Source organism: Caulobacter hibisci (genome assembly GCF_016135805.1).
Taxonomy (GTDB): Bacteria; Pseudomonadota; Alphaproteobacteria; order Caulobacterales; family Caulobacteraceae; genus Caulobacter; species Caulobacter hibisci.
The window spans coordinates 1-19,955 of the sequence record NZ_JADWOX010000011.1 but is presented as its reverse complement, the minus strand read 5'-3'; the positions used below and the strand labels follow the sequence as shown (position 1 = coordinate 19,955).

The 19,955-nt window shown below is 69.4% G+C and carries 13 protein-coding genes; 9 read left to right on the top strand and 4 right to left on the bottom strand.

The window, feature by feature from the left end:
• Positions 1–70: 70 nt before the first annotated feature.
• Entirely contained in the window at positions 71–2,203 is a 2,133-nt protein-coding gene (locus I4Q42_RS15675; protein ID WP_198577026.1) for an alpha-glucuronidase family glycosyl hydrolase, read from the bottom strand.
• A 199-nt stretch (positions 2,204–2,402) separates the two neighbouring features.
• Between I4Q42_RS15675 and manD the strand changes: the two genes are divergently transcribed.
• Complete coding sequence (manD, locus tag I4Q42_RS15670; protein ID WP_198577025.1) at positions 2,403–3,614, top strand: D-mannonate dehydratase ManD; 1,212 nt, start codon at positions 2,403–2,405, stop codon at positions 3,612–3,614.
• A 108-nt stretch (positions 3,615–3,722) separates the two neighbouring features.
• Entirely contained in the window at positions 3,723–4,475 is a 753-nt protein-coding gene (locus I4Q42_RS15665) for a FadR/GntR family transcriptional regulator (RefSeq protein ID WP_198577024.1), read from the top strand.
• Between the two features lie 194 nt (positions 4,476–4,669).
• On the opposite strand, the gene ilvD is transcribed toward I4Q42_RS15665, so the two are convergent.
• The gene (gene ilvD, locus I4Q42_RS15660) at positions 4,670–6,523 is read right to left on the bottom strand and encodes a dihydroxy-acid dehydratase (protein ID WP_198577023.1); all 1,854 of its coding nucleotides are present in this window, start codon (positions 6,521–6,523) and stop codon (positions 4,670–4,672) included.
• A 110-nt stretch (positions 6,524–6,633) separates the two neighbouring features.
• Here ilvD and I4Q42_RS15655 point away from each other — a divergent pair, with 110 nt between their 5' ends.
• The 7 genes from I4Q42_RS15655 (at position 6,634) to I4Q42_RS15625 (ending at position 14,844) form a co-directional block, all read left to right on the top strand.
• Entirely contained in the window at positions 6,634–7,527 is an 894-nt protein-coding gene (locus I4Q42_RS15655; RefSeq protein ID WP_198577022.1) for a LysR family transcriptional regulator, read from the top strand.
• A gap of 350 nt (positions 7,528–7,877) precedes the next feature.
• On the top strand, positions 7,878–8,474 hold the full coding sequence (locus tag I4Q42_RS15650; protein WP_198577021.1) for a TetR/AcrR family transcriptional regulator: 597 nt from the start codon (positions 7,878–7,880) through the stop codon (positions 8,472–8,474).
• 47 nt (positions 8,475–8,521) lie between these two features.
• Positions 8,522–9,499, top strand: coding sequence for a zinc-binding dehydrogenase (locus I4Q42_RS15645; RefSeq protein ID WP_198577020.1), 978 nt, complete (start codon positions 8,522–8,524; stop codon positions 9,497–9,499).
• Between the two features lie 193 nt (positions 9,500–9,692).
• Entirely contained in the window at positions 9,693–11,477 is a 1,785-nt protein-coding gene (locus I4Q42_RS15640; RefSeq protein WP_332873090.1) for a DUF885 domain-containing protein, read from the top strand.
• A 42-nt stretch (positions 11,478–11,519) separates the two neighbouring features.
• A complete protein-coding gene (locus I4Q42_RS15635) occupies positions 11,520–11,672 on the top strand; it encodes a hypothetical protein (protein ID WP_198577018.1) in 153 nt (50 codons plus the stop codon).
• Positions 11,673–12,010: 338 nt separating this feature from the next.
• Complete coding sequence (locus I4Q42_RS15630) at positions 12,011–14,077, top strand: TonB-dependent receptor domain-containing protein (RefSeq protein WP_198577017.1); 2,067 nt, start codon at positions 12,011–12,013, stop codon at positions 14,075–14,077.
• 47 nt (positions 14,078–14,124) lie between these two features.
• On the top strand, positions 14,125–14,844 hold the full coding sequence (locus I4Q42_RS15625) for an energy transducer TonB (protein ID WP_198577016.1): 720 nt from the start codon (positions 14,125–14,127) through the stop codon (positions 14,842–14,844).
• 157 nt (positions 14,845–15,001) lie between these two features.
• Here the strand turns inward: I4Q42_RS15625 and I4Q42_RS15620 are convergent, their stop codons facing one another.
• Positions 15,002–17,845 carry a glycosyl hydrolase 115 family protein gene (locus I4Q42_RS15620; protein ID WP_332873089.1) on the bottom strand — a complete coding sequence of 948 codons (2,844 nt, stop codon included), beginning with the start codon at positions 17,843–17,845 and terminating at the stop codon, positions 15,002–15,004.
• On the bottom strand, positions 17,842–19,761 hold the full coding sequence (locus tag I4Q42_RS26425; protein ID WP_198577015.1) for a sialate O-acetylesterase: 1,920 nt from the start codon (positions 19,759–19,761) through the stop codon (positions 17,842–17,844). The genes I4Q42_RS15620 and I4Q42_RS26425 overlap by 4 nt, the downstream gene beginning before the upstream one ends.
• Positions 19,762–19,955: the final 194 nt, after the last annotated feature.

Sequence of the window (19,955 nt, the reverse complement as noted above, 5' to 3'; positions counted from 1 at the left end):
TTGTATCGATATTATTGGGATCGATTTGGGCGCCGTTTTGGCGGGCGCCCTCACCACCTCTCCTCTCGCCTCAGATCCCCGGCGCGTAAGGGAATTGCATCCGCTCATACGCCTCCAGGGGCAGCGGCGGGGGCGCCTCGCCCTTGGGCAGGGGCAGGCCGTTGATCGATTGGAAATACGCGACCGAGGCGTCGCGCCACCACTGGGCCTCGCGGCGCTGAATCGCCAGGTAGATCGCGACCTGCGCATGGCGCTCGGGATCGACATAGGGCGCGAGGGTCGCCCAACTCGCCTGCATCCCCTCGACACTGCGAACGCCGCGCGAATAGCGGGTAACAAGCTCGTCCCAAAGCGGCCGGCCCGAGCGCGTGGGATAGGTCCACGGCAGGTGGTGGAACCACAGCAGGTCCTTCTCGTCGATCTTCGAGAGATCGGAGAAGCCGGCCGCTGCCGGCGGCGTGTACTGGGCCACGGCGTTGCTGCCCGAGGCCGTGCGGTCGAAGCCGATCCCGGCCTTGTCTGCCTTGTGGTAGTAGACGCTGGTCCAGTCGGCCCGCTCGCCGCCGGACACCCACGGTCCCGGCCCGTAGTGGTGGCTGCGGCCCATCAGGTGGTGCAGGCCTATTGGGGTCATGTAGTCGACCACGGCCTCGCGCGAGCCCATCATCATCGCCACGGCCGGGCCGGTGAAGCGGCGGTCAGGCGAGAAGGTCATGGCCGCCCAGTCGCGGGCGATGGCCTCCGAGGAGGCCTCCGGATCCCAGGCCAGGCGCCCGAAGGCGTACCAGTTGGCCTGGTCGAACTGCGAGCCGCTCCAGTCGCGGTCGGTCCCGATATTGGCGACGCCGGCCATCAGGGTGCGGCTGTAGCCATGCAGTTTTCCATCGACCACCTTGGCCACGGTAGAGCCAGGACCGGCCGCGAAGGTGTCGGCCTTCAGCACCTCCTCCCACATCGGCCCGAGGTAGGCGAGATGGGTCGAGAAGCCGAGATACTCCTTGGTGACCTGCACCTCGAGCCCGAGATTGGTCTTCGGCATCGCCCCGAACAGCGGGTGGAACGGCTCGCGCGGCTGGAAGTCGATGGCCCCGTTCTTGACCTGGACGATGACGTTTTCGGCGAACTGGCCGTCGAACGGCTTGAACTCGGCATAGCCCTGCTTGGCGCGGTCGTCGGGCTGCTCGTGCGAATAGACGAAGGCCCGCCACATCACGATCCCGCCGTGCGGCCCGACGGCCTGCGCCAGCATGTTGGCCCCGTCGGCATGGGTGCGGCCATAGTCCTGCGGCCCTGGCTGGCCTTCCGAATTGGCCTTCACCAGGAAGCCGCCGAAGTCGGGAATGGCCTTGTAGATCTCGTCGGCCTTGGCCTTCCAGAAGGCGCGCACGGCCGGGTCCAGCGGGTCGGCGGTCTTCAAGCCCCCGATCTCGATCGGCGAGGAGAACCGGGCCGACAGATAGACCTTGATCCCATAGGGCCGGAACGCATCCGCCAGGGCCGCGGCCTTGGCGATATAGGGCGCGGTCAGGCTGTCGGACTTGGCGTTGACGTTGTTGAGCACCGCCCCGTTGATCCCGATCGAGGCGTTGGCGCGGGCGTAGTCGAGGTAGCGCGGATCCTTGACGTCGGGCAGCCGCCACCAGTCCCACAGCGATTGCCCCGCATAGCCTCGCTCGACGCTGCGATCCAGATTGTCCCAGTGGTTCAGCAGCCGGTAGCGGACCTTGGGGACCGAGCGGACATCGAGCTTGTCGGTTCTAGCCCCGGTCTGCATCAGCCGCAGATAATGGAAGACGCCGTACAGCACGCCGATGTCGGTGTTGGCGGCGATGACCGTGGTCTTACCGTCCGCCAGCGTGCGGATCAGGTAGCCCTCGTCGCCCAAGTCCTTGAGCGGCAGCTTGAGCCCCGCCACCAGCGCCGAGCTCTTGGGCGTGCCCAGCTCGATCGTCGGCGCGTCCAGACCGGGCTCGTCGGGGTTCAAGCCGGAAAGACCCCGCTGAAGTTCTCCCTGAGCAAGATCGAGGGCCGGCGACGAGCTCATCGACGGTGGACCCGGGATCCGCGGTTCGGTGCGCATCGCCTGCGGCAGAGGCCGATAGCGGAGCCAAAGGTCGTAGCCGTCCTCGGCCCGGGCGATCAGCGGCGCCAGCAGCAGGCCGGCGGCCAGGCAGAGCCCGTAAAGCAGTCGGCGCGGTCGCATGGCGTCTCCCAAGGGTCGTTCCGGATCGGCCGTCTGCGCGGCCCGAAGGTGGTCGAGTCTCCGCGACCTTATTGGTCTGACCAATGGATTGACAACCTTCGCCCCACGTTTAAACGAAAAGAGGGAAGACCGCCGCGGACGCTCGCGTCCGTCAAAGACCTCGTCGCCGACCGACCGGCGCCGCCGCAGAAAGACGCCGATGCTGAAGATCACCGCCGCCAGGGTCATCGTCACCTGCCCGGGGCGCAACTTCGTCACCCTGAAGATCGAGACCAGCGACGGCGTTTACGGGATCGGCGACGCCACCCTCAACGGCCGCGAACTGGCGGTGGCCAGCTATCTGAACGACCACGTCATCCCATGCCTGATCGGCCGCGACGCCCACCAGATCGAGGACATCTGGCAGTTCCTTTACAAGGGCGCCTATTGGCGGCGCGGGCCGGTGACCATGTCGGCGATCGCCGCGGTCGACATGGCCTTGTGGGACATCAAGGCCAAGGTGGCCAACCTGCCGCTCTACCAGCTGCTGGGCGGCGCCTGCCGCACCGGCGTCATGGTCTATGGCCACGCCAACGGGGCCAGCATCGAGGAGACCCTCGACAACGCCGCCGTCTATGCCGAGCAGGGCTACAAGGCCATTCGCCTGCAGTCGGGCGTGCCGGGTCTGAAGACCGTCTATGGCGTCTCCAAGGACCGCTTCTTCTACGAGCCGGCCGACGCCGACCTGCCCAGCGAAAGCGTCTGGTCGACCGAGAAATACCTGCGCAGCGTGCCGCCGCTGTTCGAGGCGGCGCGCGACAAACTGGGCTGGGACGTCCACCTGCTGCACGACGTGCACCACCGCCTCACGCCCATCGAGGCCGGCCGCCTGGGCAAGGACCTGGAGCCCTACCGCCCGTTCTGGATGGAAGACGCCACCCCGGCCGAGAACCAGGCCAACTTCCGCCTGATCCGCCAGCACACGACCACCCCGCTGGCCGTGGGCGAGATCTTCAACTCGATCTGGGACTGCAAGCAGCTGATCGAGGAACAGCTGATCGACTATATCCGCGCCACCGTGGTCCATGCCGGCGGCATCACCCACCTGCGCCGCGTGGCCGCCTTCGCCGACCTCTACGGCGTGCGCACCGGCTGCCATGGGGCCACCGACCTGTCGCCGGTCTGCATGGCCGCGGCCCTGCATTTCGACCTGTCGATCCCCAATTTCGGGATCCAGGAATATATGCGCCACACGCCCGAGACCGACGCCGTCTTCCCGCACGCCTACAGCTTCGACGACGGCCTGCTGCATCCGGGCGAGGCGCCGGGCCTGGGGGTCGATATCGACGAGGTCCTGGCCGCGAAATATCCCTACAGCCGCGCCTATCTGCCCGTTGCGCGCCGCGAAGACGGCTCGATGCACGATTGGTGACGCGGAAGACCATTCGGCCATCTTGTCAGACCAAATAGCCGGAGCGTCCGACAACGATTATGCTATCGAAGGCGAACCCTAGGTTCGGGCCTTCGATTCCAGGATCCCATGTCGGACAACGTCAAGCTCTACCGCAAGATCGCGGACACCGTGGCCGACGCCATCGAGGCCGGCCAGTACAAGCTGGGCGACCGCCTGCCGACCGAGCGCGAACTGGCCGAACAGTTCGGCGTCTCCCGTCCGACCCTGCGCGAGGCGATGATCGCCCTGGAAATGCTGGGCATGATCGAGGCCCGCCACGGCCTGGGCATCTATGTCACCGGCGACGTCCGCCCGGTGGCCCCGCAACCGGCCGAGCGCGACACCGAGATCGGCGCCTTCGAGCTGATCGAGGCCCGCCGCCTGTTCGAGGGCGAAGCCGCCGCCCTGGCCGCCACCTCGATCACCGAGGAGCAGATCGCCCAGCTGGAAAGCCTGCTCGAGCGTATGCACGAGGAGGAGGAGATCCGGGGCGAGGACGCCGACCGCGAGTTCCACCTCGTCATCGCCGGGGCCACCGGCAACGGCGCGATCATCGCCACGATCGAGAACCTGTGGGACTGGCGCAACCGCTCGTCCCTGGCCCGCAACATCCTGGCCCGCGCCCGCGGCATGGGCCTGGAGCCCCGCATCCAGGAGCACCGCCGCGTGGTCGAGGCCCTGAAGGCCCGCGACCCCGCCGCCGCCCGCCAGGCCATGCGCGACCACCTGGAACGGGTTATCGACCACCTTCTGCACGCGACCGAGACGGAGGCGGTCCAGAAGGCGCGCCAGGAGACCGACGCGCGGCGTAACGCGATCGCCAAGCGGGTGGCGATCTAACTCGCCTCCCCCAACTCCCACGCTCAATTATCCGAAAAATCCCCGGGGAGGCGGGGATCCAAGCTGACTTTCAGAACGCGGCGCGGCCGTAGATCACCCGCGGACTCCGCTTGGATCCCCGCCTTCGCGGGGATGCTCGGTGTTTGAGGAGCGATGGGACTCAGACCCATCACCCCCCAATTCCAACAGCAATCCTACCCCCGCTCGACCTGGCTCACGTCCCGCACCGCGCCGCGCGCGGCGTTGGTGGTCATGGCCGCATAGGCCCGAAGCGCCGGCGAGACCTGGCGCTTGCGGTCCTTCGGCTTCCAGGCGTCCTTGCCGCGGGCCAGTTGCGCCTCGCGACGCTCGGCCAGAACCGCCTCGGGCAAATCTAGGTGGATGCCGCGGTTGGGGATGTCGATCAGGATCGGATCGCCGGTCTCGACCAGGGCGATCAGGCCACCCTCGCCGGCTTCGGGCGAGACGTGGCCGATCGACAGGCCCGAGGTGCCGCCCGAGAAGCGGCCGTCGGTGATCAGGGCGCAGGCCGCGCCCAGGCCCTTCGATTTCAGATAGGTGGTCGGGTACAGCATCTCCTGCATGCCCGGGCCGCCCTTGGGGCCTTCGTAGCGGATGACCACGACCTCGCCGGCCACGACCTTGCCGCCGAGGATGCCGCTGACGGCGTCTTCCTGGCTCTCGAACACCCGCGCCGTGCCCTTGAAGGTCAGGATCGACTCGTCGACCCCGGCCGTCTTCACGATGCAGCCTTCCGGGGCCAGGTTGCCGAACAGCACGGCCAAGCCGCCGTCCTTGGAGAACGGGTGCTCGACCGAGCGGATGACGCCGTTCTCGCGGTCGAGATCGAGGTCTTCCCAGCGCGCGGCCTGGCTGAAGGCGATCTGGGTCGGCTTGCCGCCGGGCGCGGCGCGGAAGAACTCCTGGGCCGTGCCGCTGTTGGTGCGGCCGATGTCCCAGCGGGCCAGGGACTCGGCCATGGTCGCGGCGTGGACGGTGGGTTGGGTGGCGTCGATCAGGCCGCCCTTCTCCAGCTCGCCCAGGATGGCCGGCACGCCGCCGGCGCGGTGGACGTCTTCCATGTGCACGTCGCTCTTGGCCGGGGCCACTTTCGAGAGGCACGGCACGCGGCGCGACAGTCGGTCGATGTCGGCCATCGAGAACTCGACCTCGCCCTCGCTGGCGGCGGCCAGCAGGTGCAGCACGGTGTTGGTCGAGCCGCCCATGGCGATGTCCAGGCTCATGGCGTTCTCGAACGCCGCCCGGGTGGCGATGCCGCGCGGCAGGGCCGTGGCGTCGTCCTGCTCGTACCAGCGCTGGCACAGGTCGACGATCAACCGGCCAGCTTCCTTGAACAGGGCCTCGCGATCGGCGTGGGTGGCCAGGACCGACCCGTTGCCGGGCAGCGACAGGCCCAAGGCTTCCGTCAGGCAGTTCATCGAGTTGGCCGTGAACATGCCCGAGCACGAACCGCAGGTCGGGCAGGCGGCCTTCTCGATCGCCTCGACTTCCTCGTCGGTGTAGCGGTCATCCGCGGCCACGACCATGGCGTCGACCAGGTCCAGCGAGCGGATCGCACCCTTGATCTGCACCTTGCCGGCCTCCATCGGCCCGCCCGAGACGAAGACCACCGGGATGTTGAGGCGCATGGCGGCCATCAGCATGCCGGGCGTGATCTTGTCGCAGTTGGAGATGCAGACGATGGCGTCGGCGCAGTGGGCGTTGACCATGTACTCGACCGCGTCGGCGATCAGCTCGCGGCTGGGCAGCGAATACAGCATGCCGCCGTGGCCCATGGCGATGCCGTCGTCGACGGCGATGGTGTTGAATTCCTTGGCCACGCCCCCGGCCGCTTCGATCTCGCGAGCGACCAGCTGGCCCAGGTCCTTCAGGTGCACGTGGCCCGGGACGAACTGGGTGAAGCTGTTGGCCACCGCGATGATCGGCTTGCCGAAGTCGCTGTCCTTCATGCCGGTGGCGCGCCACAGGCCGCGGGCGCCGGCCATGTTGCGGCCGTGGGTGGAGGTGCGTGAGCGATAGGGAGGCATGGGAAAATCTCAGTGTCGGCTGTGGGGTTATTACGCCCCTGCCCCGCGCTTTCAAAATATATTAGAACGGCGATATTAGGTCGGCCAAAATATATATCTGGGATATCGATATGGACGTTCGCCCGCTGCGCCACTTCGCGGCCGTCGCCGAGACCCTGCATTTCGGCCGCGCCGCCGAGCGCCTGGGCATGACCCAGCCGCCGCTCAGCCAGTCGATCATAGCGCTGGAAAAGACCTTGGGCGCGCCGCTGTTCGTGCGTTCCAAACGAAGCGTGCGGCTCAGCCCGCTAGGCGAGGCCTGGCTGCCCGAGGTGCTGGCGGCCCTGGCGGCCGTGGACGAACTGCCGACCACCGCCCGGCGGCTGCGCGACGGCCAGACCGGCCTGCTGTCGCTGTCCTTCGTCAGCACCGCCGACTACAGCGTCCTGCCCGACTTGGTCAGCCGCTATTCGCGGGCCTTTCCCGACGTCGAGATCGGTCTGGTCGAGGCCACCAGCGACGTGCAGATCCCCGCCATCGTCGCCGGCGAGCGTCATGCCGGCATCATCATCCCGCCGTCGGACCGCGCCCTGCCCGAGCCCCTGGCCTATCAGCGCCTGGTCTCCGAGCCCCTGATCGCCGCCGCCCCGGCCGCCTGGATCGCCGACGGCCGGCTGGCGGTCGAGGACGGGATGCTGGCCCCAGCCACCATCGTCGACGCCCCGCTGATCCTCTTCCCCCGCACCGTAGCGCCCGCCTTCCACGACCTCGTCACCGGCTATTTCGCCCGCCTGGGCCGCCCCGCCCACATCGTGCAGGAGGCCATCCAAATGCAGACCATCATCAGCCTGGTCTCGGCCGGGCTGGGCGTCGCGCTGGTGCCGGCCTCGCTGCGCAACCTGGCGCGGGCGGGCGTGGCCTATGTCGAGGTCCGCGATCCACCGACGCTGGAGACGGGCCTGGCCTGGCGGCGGGATGACGACACGCCGACGCTGCGGGAGATGCTGCGGTTGGTGGGGGTGTAAGACCCCCTCAGTCGCTCCGCGACAGCTCCCCCAGAGGGGGAGCATCTACGGCTCGAAATCCTCCCCCTCTGGGGGAGGTGGCCCGGAGGGCCGGAGGGGGTAAGCGCTGAGACCGGCTCCGCCCCACAACATTCGTCATCCCGGCCGTAGCGCAGCGGAGAGCCGGGACCCAGGGGCCACACGCAACGCGCCGGCCACGACCGCCTGCCAACCCAACCGCTGCGCCCAGTCACCCTGGGTCCCGGCTCTGCGGCCTGCTGCGCAGCCCTTCGGCCGGGATGACGGCCGAAGGGGCGCGCATTAAAACCGCATAACTAGACGACCGGTCTATTATTTGCCATACACCTCGCATGACCGCCGTCCGCAAGAAGTCCGAACTCACCCGCGAGCACATACTGGCCACCGGTCGCGAGCTGGTTCTGCGCCAGGGGTTCGGCGGCATGGGGCTGAAGGAGCTGCTGGACGCCAGCGGCGTGCCGAAGGGCTCGTTCTATTATTACTTCGCCTCGAAGGAGGCGTTCGGCTGCGCCCTGCTGGACGACTACTGCGCCGAGTACGGCGTCAAGCTCGCCGGCCTGTTCGACACCGGCGCCAGCGGCCGCGACAAGCTGATGGCCTACTGGGCCGTCTGGCTGGACACCGACGCGGCCTGCGGCATGGCCGACCGCTGCCTGGTGGTGAAGCTGGCGGCCGAGATCTCCGACCTGTCCGAAGACATGCGGCTGATCCTCAACACCGGCGTCGAGCGCCTGGTGCGCCGCATCGCCGCCGTCATCGTCGAGGGCCGCGACGACGGCTCGCTGCCCGGGTCCGGCGACCCGGTCGCTACGGCCCGGGCGATGTACGCCCTGTGGCTGGGCGCGGCCATCCTGGCCAAGCTTTCCAAGGACCAGGGCCCGCTGCGCGAGGCCCTGCGAACCACCGAACAGATGCTCGCGGCCGCCTGAGGCCGCCCTCCCCCGACAACAAGCCCGATAACAAGAAGGAAGACCCCATGCGCAGCGCGATCCACGACGTGTTCGGCGACCCGGCCGAAGTCCTGGCCCTGGCCGACAGCCCGATCCCCGAGCCCGGCCCCGGCAAGGTGCGCATTCGCACCCTGCTGTCGCCGATCCACAATCACGACCTTTGGACCGTGCGCGGCAACTACGGCTACAAGCCCGCCCTGCCCGCCATCGGCGGCAGCGAGGCGGTCGGGATCGTCGACGCCGTGGGCGACGGCGTCGACGCCGCCCTGGTCGGCCAGCGTTTCGCCGTGGCCGGCGTGCACGGCAGCTGGGCCGAATACTTCATCGCCTCGGCAGCCGGCCTGGTGCCCGTGCCCGACGCCATCCCCGACGAAGCCGCCGCCCAGCTGATCGCCATGCCGTTCAGCGCCATCACCCTGCTCGAGACGCTCGGTGTCGAGGCCGGCGACTGGGTCGCCCAGAACACCGCCAACGGCGCGGTCGGCAAGACCCTGGCCATGCTGGCCAAGGCCCGCGGCGTCAACGTGATCAACCTGGTGCGCCGCGACGCCGGCGTGGCCGAACTGGCCGAGCTGGGCATCGACAACGCCGTCTCCACCGCCGACGCGGACTGGAAGGCCAAGGTCGCCGAACTGACCGGCGGCGCGCCGATCAAGGCCGCCGTCGACTCCATCGGCGGAACCGCCTCGGGCGACATGGCCGACCTGCTGGGCGAGAACGGCCTGCTGGTCTCGTTCGGCTCGATGACCGGCGAGCCGATGCAGATCTCCTCGGGCACGGTGATCTTCAAGCAGTTGACCGTGAAGGGCTTCTGGGGCTCGACCGTCTCGGCGACCATGGCGCCCGACCTGCGCCGCAAGCTGATCGGCGAGCTGCTGACCCAGGTGGCGACCGGCAAGCTGAAGCTGCCGACCGACGGCGTCTACGGCCTCGACCAGGTGGCCGACGCGGTGAGGGCCTCGCTGACCCCGGGCAAGACCGGCAAGGTGCTGCTGCGGCCGTAAACTCCGGAGTTTTAAGCGTCGTGCGTGGCCCTCGCCCTTCGACAAGCTCAGGTTGAGGACCATTGCAGAGCCTCGCAGTAGAGAACCTCACCCTGAGCCTGTCGAAGGGCGAGGTTCTCGCGCGCCCAATGCCGCCTCTGGCGCGAAACGCGAGGCGCGCTACAACCACAGAATGACAAACCGTCGTTCTTTCGTGCTGTCCGCCGCCGCCCTCGCCGCAGCGCCCCTGCCCGCCTTGGCCCGCGAGACCGAGGGCGAACGCCTCTCCGCCGTGCTCGAAGGGCTGATCCAGAAGGCGATGCTCGACTCGCCGCAGCTGATGACCCTGACGGGCCTGGACGCCGGCCCGAACGCCGCCGCCCGCGGCAAGCTGGACGACCGCTCCCCGGCCGGCCTCCTGCGCACCCGCCAGATCTTCGAAGACCTGCGCAAGGACCTGGCGACCTTCGACGCCAAGGCCCTGACCGGCATGGACCGGGTCAACTACCGCTCGGCCGCCTACATGGCCGACACCACCCTGCAGAGCTTCGACACGCCGTACGGCAATCCCGATGTCGGCGTCGCCGCGCCCTATGTGATCTCGCAGCTAACCGGCGCCTATCGCAGCGTGCCGAGCTTCCTGGCCGACACCCACCCGGTGAACGACGCCGCCGACGCGCAGGCCTATCTGTCGCGCCTGTCGGCCTTCGCCGTGCTGCTCGACCAGGAGACGGCCCGCGCCCGCGCCGACTTCGCCCGGGGCGCGACGCCGCCCGATTTCGTGCTGCGCACCACCCTCTCGCAATTCGCCGCCATGCTGGCGCCCACCCCCGCCCAGTCAGAGCTGGTCGTTGGCCTGACCCGGCGCACCGGCGCCAAGGCCATCGCCGGCGACTGGGACGCGCGGGCCACCAAGATCGTCGAGGCCGAGGTCTATCCGGCCCTGCGCCGTCAGGCCGAACTGTTGACCGCCGCCCTGCCGACGGCCGTCCACGACGCCGGCGTCTGGCGGCTGCCGGGCGGCGAGGCCTATTACCGCTTCGCCGTGCGCGCGGCGACGACCACCGACCTTGGCGGCGACGAGATCCATCGCCTGGGGCTGGAGCTGGTCGCCCGCTTCTCCGCCCGCGCCGACGCCATTCTCAAGGCCCGCGGCCTGACCGAGGGCTCGGTCGGGGCCCGCATCGCCGCCCTGCGCCGCGACCCGGCCAATCTCTATCCCAACGACGACGCCGGGCGCGCGGCCCTGCTGGCCGAACTGGAGGCCAAGATCGCGGCCATGCGCGAACGCCTGCCCGGCTATTTCGGCCGCTTGCCCAAGGCCGGGGTGAAGATCCAGCGCGTGCCGCCGTCGATCGAGGCCGGCGCGCCCGGCGCCTATTACAGCCCGCCCAGCCTGGACGGCTCGCGGCCCGGCCTGTTCTCGATCAATCTGCGCGACACGGCCGAGCAGCCGTGCTTCGACCTGCCGACCCTGGTGTTCCACGAGGCCATCCCCGGCCACCACCTGCAGAACGCCCTGATGATGGAGGCCCCGGGCATCCCCACCCTGCGCCGCCTGCCGATCTTTTCGGGCTATTCCGAGGGCTGGGCGCTCTATGCCGAGCAGCTGGCCGACGAGATGGGGGCCCATGAAGGCGATCCGCTGGGCCAGCTGGGCTATGTGGCCTCGATGCTGTTTCGCGCCAGCCGCCTGGTGCTCGATTCCGGCATCCACGCCAAGCGCTGGAGCCGCGAGCAGGCCATCGCCTACATGTCGCAGACCCTGGGCGACGCCGAGACCTCTGTCACCCGCGAGGTCGAGCGTTACTGCGTCCAGCCCGGCCAGGCCTCGAGCTACATGCTCGGCTGGCGCACCTGGACCGACAGCCGCGCCCGCGCGCAAAAGCGCCTGGGCGCGCGCTTCAGCCTCAAGAGCTTCCACGACGCGGGCCTGACCGCCGGCACCATGCCGCTCGACGTGCTGGCCGACATGCTCGACGAATGGACGGGCGCCTAGGCGTCCGGCGTGCAGACCTGAACGACCTTCGAAGGATACGCGATGAACAAGACCGGTGTGCTGGGCCTGCCCCTGGGGCTGATCGTCGGCGTGATCTTCGGCGCCATCATCCACAACATGGCGATCGGCATCCTGCTGGGGATCGCGCTGGGCGTGGGGATCTTCAAGTTCAGTGGGGGTAAGGGCGAGCCGTAGGGCTGGGCGAAAGCCTCCGTCTCGGCCTGAAAGGCGACAAAGCGCCACTATCGGCCCAACGGACGATAGAGCTTGAACATCTGCGGAGCGGCGTGGATCGGTAACGAACTGCCCGCCCACTCGGATATTCCCAGCAGCGCCCGAAGCCGGCGGCGACGTTCCCGTCGCACACACCCTCCCCCCACATTTTCATCGCCGCAATCACTCGTTATTGAGAGTCACTTGCATTTAGGCGAAAAGGCGGCCAGAAGCGTCGCCGTTCGGCGAGGCGCTCTGTCGGGAGTCGCCTGCCCATAGTGTGCGAATGATTCTTATTCGCTTATTAACGGGGATATTCGATGCGCCTTTCCAACCGTACGCGCGGCCTGCTGCTGGCCGGCGTCGCCAACCTCGCCCTCGTGAGCCTCGCCCACGCCCAGGCCCCGGCCGCCGCTGACGCGTCCGACGAAGTGGTGACCGCCAGCAAGCTGTCGCTGGGCAAGGTCGTCGTCTCGGCCGGTCAGGAGAAGGTGGCGATCGACACGCCCCAGGCCGTGACCACCCTCGACCAGGAAGCCATCGACAACACCCAGGCCTCGACCATCGGCGACCTGCTGGCCGGCATCCCCGGCGTCAACACCATGGGCGGCGTCGGCGCCCTGGGCCAAGGCTTCAACATCCGCGGCATGGGCACGGGCCTGGCCGACAGCGACAGCCGCATCCTGATGCAGATCGACGGCGTCACCAAGTTCTACGAGCAGTACCGGATGGGCTCGTTCTTCAGCGATCCCGAGCTCTACAAGCGCGTCGAAGTGCTGCGCGGCCCGGCCTCCTCGACCCTGTACGGCGCGGGCGCCCTGGCCGGCGTGGTCAACTTCACCAGCAAGGACGCCGGCGACTTCCTGAAGGGCGACGACCGCTTCGCCGTGCGCCTGCGCGGCGGCCTGGAAAGCAACGCCGACGCCCGCCTGGCCTCGGGCATCCTGGCCGTGAAGCCGACCGCCAATTCCGAACTGCTGGGCATGTACACCGTGCGCCGCAGCGACAATTACGAGAACGGCGACGGCGTGGTCGTGCCGGCCTCGGAAGCCACTTCCGACAGCTACCTGCTGAAGGGCCGCTACTTCATCGGCGGCGAGAAGGGCCACAACGTCTGGGCCTCGTACCAGAACTGGAAGAACGACAGCACCCAGATCTACGACCAGTCCGAAGCCCTGGCCACGACGCCGGTGCGCCGCAAGACCACCGACGACACCGCCGTCATCGGCTACAACAACGACTTCGCCGGCAATGACCTGCTCGACGTCTCGGCGCAGGTCTCCTACGCCAACACCAAGGTCAACCAGACCGACACCACCTTCCTGTCGGGCGTTCTGGAGTCCGAGTTCTCGTACAAGACCCTGCAGGGCCGCGCCCAGAACATCTCGGAGTTCAGCCTCGGCGGCGACAACGTGGCCTTCCTGACGATCGGCGCCCAGGCCTACAAGCAGGAGCGCCGCAACCCGCGCCGCACGGCCACCGGCACAAACCACGGCGCCGCCACCCACCCCGAAGGCGACATGGAGAAGTACGGCCTGTTCGCCCAGGGCGAGGTCATCCTCGGCAAGCTGACCCTGATCCCCGGCGTCCGCGTCGACTGGACCAAGCTGCAGCCGGGCGAAGGCGTCACCACCACCACCGTGGTCAAGGACAACGGCGTCTCGCCGAAGATCGCCGCCCTCTACAGCCTGACCGAATGGGCCTCGGTGTTCGGCTCGGTCGCCCACACCGTGCGCATGCCGGTGCTGGACGAGATCTACAGCCGCACCGCGACGGCCTCGACCAACTACAGCCTGAACCTCAAGCCCGAAGAGTCCGACAACATCGAGGTCGGCGGCACCCTGCAGTTCCGCAACCTGTTTGGCCAAGGCGACCAGTTCCGCTTCAAGACCACCGCCTTCCGCAACGACGTGAAGAACCTGATCACGCGCGGCACCTCGACCTCGAGCTACTTCGTCAATGTCGGCGAGGCGCGCTATTCGGGCGTCGAGGTCGAGGCCGAATACGGCGCCAAGCGCTTCTTCGCCCGTGGTTCGGTGTCGGTGATCGACGGCGAGAACCGCCAGACCGGCGCCTATCTCAACACCATCCCAGCCGACACCCTGAACCTGACCCTGGGCTACATCTTCCCGGCCCAGAACCTGACGGCCGGCTGGCGCGGCGAGTTCGCCGACGACCAGACCCATGTGACGTCCAGCACGCTGGCGACGCCGGGCTACGCGGTCCACAACCTGTTCCTGACCTGGAAGCCGCAGGACGGCCTGCTGCAAGGGCTCGAGGTCCAGGCCGGCGTAGACAACCTGTTCGACAAGACCTTCCAGCGGCACCTGCTGTCGCTGGACGCCGAAGGCCGCACCTTCAAGCTGACCCTCGGCAAGACGTTCTAATCATGAGAACGCCCTGGCACGTTCGAGCCTGGGCGACGGGGGCGTCGTTGATCATCAACGGCGCCCTTGGCCTTGCCGTGATCCAGTGGGACCAGAAGCCCGTCCTCGCCGTCATGGACGAGACGGCCATGCTGATCTCGCTGGGCGACCCGGCCCTCGACCGGACCGACAACGCCGCCTCGCCGGACGCCGATCCGGCCCCGACGCCGGAGACCGAGCCGACGCCGCCCGAGCCGGCCCAGCCCGAAAAGCCGACGCCCAAGCCCCTGCCGCCGCGTCCCGACGGCTGGCTGACCCAGGCCGCGCCGAAGCCCGCGCCGCCCTCCCCTGCGCCACCTTCGGAAGCCCCGTCCCGCCCGACGCCACCCGCCGCGGCCCAAGCCGCCGTGCCGGCCGCCGCCCGCGCCATGGAGGCCTCTGCCGCCAAGCCGCCCGCCGGCCAGCGCGACGCCGACAGCGTCCAGGCCCACGCCGGCTCCAGCAACAGCTACGCCGCTCGCGTCCGCGCCTGGCTGGAGGCCCACAAGACCTATCCCAAGGCCGCCCGGATGCGGAAACAGCAGGGCGTGGCCCAGGTGACCTTCGTCATCGACCGCGCCGGCCACGTGCTGGACTGCCGCCTGACCGGCCCCACCGGCCACGCCCTGCTCGACGCCGAGGTCCGCGCCATGGTCGCGCGGTCCGATCCGTTCCCGGCGCCGCCGCACACGGTGAAGGGGGAAAGGATCGAGATGGATGCGCCGGTGGAGTTTTCGCTGGCGAATTAGGGGCGGCGGACAGACGAGTCTCCCGCTATCCTTTTAGGAAGTCATCGCCCGGCTTGTCCGGGCGACCCAAGCGGCCTGTCAGGATTTTCAAAGTCAGCTTGGGTCGCCCGCATGAAGCGGGCGATGACGTCTTGGAATAGAGCGCTTCGTGGAAGGATCAGGGCGCTTTAGTCCCCTCCACCGGCCCCAGATAGCTCCCCGCCACCGCGCCCCGCGAAATCACCAGCCGCTGGAACACGACGCCCGGGTCCACCCGCCACAGCCGCACCCGATGCGCGCCCGCAGACGGCACGCTCAGCGACATCATCAGTATACGGATATTATCCGCCACCGCCCTATCCCAGGCCTTCTCCGACGGGTCGGGAATGGTGTTGACCACCACCGGCGCGCCATCGTCGATCGAGACCGCGAAGCGCGGCCCGCCGCCGCCCGTGACGTCCAGCCCCGGCGAGACGAACACCGACAGGTCCATCGGCCCCGCCTTTTCGAAGTCGACGAGATAGTCCAGCACCGGACCCTGGCCCGGAACGCTCGCCGGCGCCGTGGTGGGGTAGCTGGTCACGCCCGACAGGGTGCGGCCGAGATTGGGGATGGTCTTCCAGACGACGCCGTCCGCGCCGGTGGCCTTGGCATGGTGCTCGGCCTCGATGGCCAGCGGCCCGCCGGCCTCGACGAAGGCGCCCTTGGCCGGCTTGCGGGCGGGATTGACCACCACGGCGGTGACCACCACCCCGCGACCGCCGCCGGAAATGCTGATCGGAACCCGGCTCTCGCCCTTCGGCGCCCGCGTCCAGTCGACCGAGACCTCCAGCCGCGCGTCGCCGGCGCCCGACGGTCGCGCAATCGCCAGCCAGGGCGCGTCGGCCTTCACCGTGAACTCTGACGGCGTCGCGCCGCGCCCAAAGACGTCGATCCAGCGGCTGTGCGTACCCCAGCGGTGCAGCACCGGCAGGTCGGCCCCGCCCTCGCCAACCGGCGCCTGACGCCCTTCCACGGCGACGCCGAAGCCTTCGCCCGCCGGAGCCGGCGCGAGGTCCGGCAGCACGTTCGTCTCCGGCTGCTGCCAGCCGGTGTAGCCGATGTGGGTCTGGCTCATCATGTGCCGCCACTTGCCGCCGGCCAGGTCCTCGTGGAACTGGCGGGTCAGTTCGGCGTCGCGGGCGAAGGCCGCCTTCGCCTTCTCGGCCTCGACGCCCGCCGCCGCCCGCCCCTGCTCGGCGTAGAGCCGGTTGCGCCCGACGGCGATGTAGAGCCGGTTGTGGTTGGCGCCGGCCATGATCGGGAACCAGACCAACTGGAAGAAGGCGTCGTCCTGGGCTTTCGGTAGGCTCTTGCGCAGGACGTCGGCCCTGCGCTCCAGGTCGGACCACTCGGCTTCCACCTTCTCGGCCTCGCGGAAGTTCACCAGGCTGAAGGTCGCCCCGTCGATCAGCTCCGGCTTCCGGCGCGCGTTCAGCCGCGTGTAGCCGTCCAGCAGCGCCGCGATCTCGACCGCGTGCTCGGCCCCGAACTGCTGGCCCGCCCAGTCGCGGGTATAGGTCGAGAGCTTCTCGACCGGCATGGCGGCGGGGTCCCAGGCCATGTCGAGGAAGAACTCGGTCGGCAGCTCCATCGGCTTGAGGTCGCCGACATTGACGATCCACAGCCGGTCGGCGCCCGCCTCGTCGGCGCGCTTCATCTGCTCCCAGGTGCGCTCGACCTGGTTGGTGTTGAGCCACTTGTAGTTCCGCGGCCCGCCCACATAGTCGAAATGATAATAGACGCCGTAGCCGCCCGGCCGCGCCTCACCCGCTTTCGGCAGACGCCGGATGTTGCCCCAGTTGTCGTCGGCGAACAGCAGGGTCACGTCGTCCGGAACCCGCATCCCGGCGTCGTAATAGTCCTGCACCTCCTTGTAGAGGGCCCAGACCTGGGGCGTCGCCGACGGGTCCTTGCCCGTGACCTCGCCGATGATCTTGCGCTGGTCGGCGACGATGGTCTCCAGCAGCTTGGTGGCCGTGCCCTGCGTCATCGGCTCGTCGCCGTCGCCGCGCATGCCGACCGTGACCAGGCTCTCGTTCGAACCCATCCGCGCGATCCCCTCGCGCCAGAAGCGGCGCAGGGCGTCGGGGTTCTTGGCGTAGTCCCACGGCCCCTGGCCGTAGCGCTCCCACTCCACATGGGCCCGCATCATCGGCTCGTGGTGTGAGGTTCCGATCACCACGCCCATCTCGTCGGCCAGCACGGCGTTCAGCGGGTCGTCGTCATACAGCGCCTTGCCCCACATGGCCGGCCACAGATAGTCGCCCTTCAGCCGCAGGATCAGCTCGTAGACCCGCTCGTAGAAGCCGTGATTGAAGCCGCCGAAGGTGTCGTTGGCCCAGCCGTAGAGGGCCGGGTTCTCGTCGTTCAGGAAGATGCCCCGGTACTTGATCTTCGGGGCCTGCAGGTTGGCGCCGGGCGCGACGGAGAGGTCGCGGCGCACCGGCACGGGCACGTCGGCCCACCAGGTCCAGGGCGAGACGCCGGCCCGTTCGGACAGGTCGTAGGCCCCGAAGATCGTCCCGCGCTTGTCGGCCCCGGCGATGACCAGGGCGCGCGCGACGCCCGGACGCGGGCTCTCCACCACCTGCTGGACGAAGCCTTCCCAGCGGCCCTTCAGGCCCGAGACGTCCAGCTTGCCGGCCGCGACCAGGGCGTCGATCTGCGCGCTCCTGCCCAGGGTCCCGACGATGACCAGCGGCGCGTCCTTGGCCGGCTGGCCGCCGCCGGAAAGCTTGGAGAGGTCGCCGCGCAGGCCTTGCACGGCGCGCAGCACGCCGGGCCAGTCGGTGACGTCGGCCTCGACTTGCGCCGGTCGGCCGGCCGCGATCAGCGGAAAGCCGCCAGCCGCGGGTTTTTCCGAAACCGCCGCCGGCTCGGCCGAGCGCGCGGCGGTCGGCGCGGCCAGGGCCGCCGCGGCCGCCACGGCGGCGGCCAGGGCCAGGGCGGAAACCGCGCCGCGAAGACCGGTCAGGCTCACGGCGCGACCGCGATCTCGAACGGCCCCAGCGGCAAGCCCGACAGGTCGAAGACGTTGAAGGTGGGCGCGTCGGCCCAGGCGAACCGCACGCGGGTCGGCGTCAGGCCGGCCGGCACGGCGACCACCGCCTTGTCGCCCTCGACCTTGGCGTCGGCGAAACGGCAGGCGACGGCATCGCACAGCTCGAAGCCGATGGCGTGGTCGGAACCGCGCGCCGCCAGCCGCTCGGCCACCTGCTCGAACCTGACCTCGACTGTCTCGCCTACGCGGCGGGCCGAAACTGGCGACGGGCCGCTTGTCACAGCCTGGCCGGCCAGGCGCCGCGCGCCCCGGGCCAGGCGCTTGCCGACGTCCTGCTTGTTGGTCGGGTGGATGTCGGACGGGTCGCCGATGTCGGTGATCACGGCCAGGGCCGCGTGGCCGTCCTTGGCCACGGCGACGCGCTGGGCCTCGCGCAGTTGCGCCCAGCCGGAGTTTTCTGGCGCCAGCTGCGGCTTGCCGTAGTTGGCCAGTTGCACGACCAGGGCCGGCATGTCGGCGGCCTGGCCCGCGCGGCGTTCGGCGAACAGCTGGGTCAGCAGAGCCTGGTAGGTCTGCGGCCGGCCGGCGTTGCTCTCGCCCTGATACCAGGCGAAGCCCTTGAAGGCGTAGGGGCCGATCGGCGCCAGCATGCCGTTATAGAGGGTCGACAGGCCCGACAGCGTGTCCCACGGCGCGCGCGGCGGCTCGCCGGTCGCCTTGGGCTCGACCTGATAGCGCCAGGCGGTCAGCGGGATCCGCGTCCCGTCGGCCAGGAAGAGCGCGCGGGCGGCGTCGCCGTACATCCCGCCGTTGGCGTAGGTGTCGAAGGCCGAGACGACGATACGGTTGGCGCCGGCCTTCAAGGACCCCGCCGCCAACGGATAGGTCCGCGCCGTGCCCGCGCCGGAGGTCGAGCCGATGCCGACGCCGTTGACGAAGGTGGTGTCGACCTCGTCGACCATGCCGATCTCGAGGCTGGCAGCACCTTTAGCCTGAGCGGCGGTGAGCGTCACCGAGGTCTCGAACCACACCACGCCGTCGAAGGCGGCCAGGGCCGGCACGCCCCAGCTTTCCCAGACGCCCAGGCCCTGCGGCGCGGGCGTCCAGTCGCCCGAGCCCGCCCAAGGACCGGCGGCCGTTCCGCCATGACCCTTGCTCCACCAGGCCTTGATCGTCTCGCCCCAGCGGCGGTCGGCGGCCGGGCGGTCCTTCAGCGACAGCTCCAGGGTCTGCAGGCCGTCCTCGTAGTCGCCGGCCTTGCGCAGGGCGGCCGGGCTCAGCCAGGCCTCGATCGCTGAACCGCCCCACGAGGCGTGGACCAGGCCCAGCGGCGTCCTGTCGGTCTTCCGCAGCTCGCGGGCCATGTAGTAGCAGGCGGCCGAGAACGAGCCGACGGCGTCGGGCTTGGCCGCCTTCCAGGCGGGGGGCTTGGAAAAGGCGGCCAGGGGCGTGCGGCTGTCGGCGTGGTCGACATAGGCCAGGCGCAGGCCGTCGTCGTTGGCCGAGCGGATCTCCGACCAGCTGTTGTTCCCGCGCTCGACCGGCAGCTCCATGTTCGACTGGCCCGAACACAGCCAGACGTCGCCGACCAGCACGTCCTTGACCGTCTGCGCCGCGCCCGAGGCGGCCTTGGCCTCCAGCGTATAGGGCCCGCCCGCCGCCAGCGCCGGCAGGTCCGCGCGCCAGGCGCCGTCGGCGCCGGCCGTGGCGGTCGCGGTCCTGTCGCCGAGCGTGACGGTCACCGCCTCGCCGGGCCTAGCGCGGCCGAACACCGGCAGCGGCCGATCGCGCTGCACCACCGCATGGTCGGCGAACAGGCCGTTCAGCAGCGGCCCCTGGGCGGCGGCGGGCGTGGCCATCACGGCGGCCAGCAGGATCGGCGCGACACGGCGCATGGAGTGCTCCCTCGGCCGCCTGCGGCGGCTCATCTTCTTAGATCCTCCCCCTCTGGGGGAGGTGGCCCGGAGGGCCGGAGGGGGCCAGCGCGGCGCTGGCCCCCCCCAGCGCGCGGGGCCCCAACGACCCCCACCACGGCGGGGAGAGAACAGAAAAAAAACCCGACAGAGGAGCCAGAAGACGAACCAGAAAA

Excerpts from the sequence above, each read along its gene's own strand:
- I4Q42_RS15675 (WP_198577026.1), bottom strand. The coding sequence starts at position 2,203 with ATGCGACCGCGCCGACTGCTTTACGGGCTCTGCCTGGCCGCCGGCCTG.
- manD (WP_198577025.1), top strand. The coding sequence starts at position 2,403 with ATGCTGAAGATCACCGCCGCCAGGGTCATCGTCACCTGCCCGGGGCGC.
- I4Q42_RS15665 (WP_198577024.1), top strand. The coding sequence starts at position 3,723 with ATGTCGGACAACGTCAAGCTCTACCGCAAGATCGCGGACACCGTGGCC.
- ilvD (WP_198577023.1), bottom strand. The coding sequence starts at position 6,523 with ATGCCTCCCTATCGCTCACGCACCTCCACCCACGGCCGCAACATGGCC.
- I4Q42_RS15655 (WP_198577022.1), top strand. The coding sequence starts at position 6,634 with ATGGACGTTCGCCCGCTGCGCCACTTCGCGGCCGTCGCCGAGACCCTG.
- I4Q42_RS15650 (WP_198577021.1), top strand. The coding sequence starts at position 7,878 with ATGACCGCCGTCCGCAAGAAGTCCGAACTCACCCGCGAGCACATACTG.
- I4Q42_RS15645 (WP_198577020.1), top strand. The coding sequence starts at position 8,522 with ATGCGCAGCGCGATCCACGACGTGTTCGGCGACCCGGCCGAAGTCCTG.
- I4Q42_RS15635 (WP_198577018.1), top strand. The coding sequence starts at position 11,520 with ATGAACAAGACCGGTGTGCTGGGCCTGCCCCTGGGGCTGATCGTCGGC.
- I4Q42_RS15630 (WP_198577017.1), top strand. The coding sequence starts at position 12,011 with ATGCGCCTTTCCAACCGTACGCGCGGCCTGCTGCTGGCCGGCGTCGCC.
- I4Q42_RS26425 (WP_198577015.1), bottom strand. The coding sequence starts at position 19,761 with ATGCGCCGTGTCGCGCCGATCCTGCTGGCCGCCGTGATGGCCACGCCC.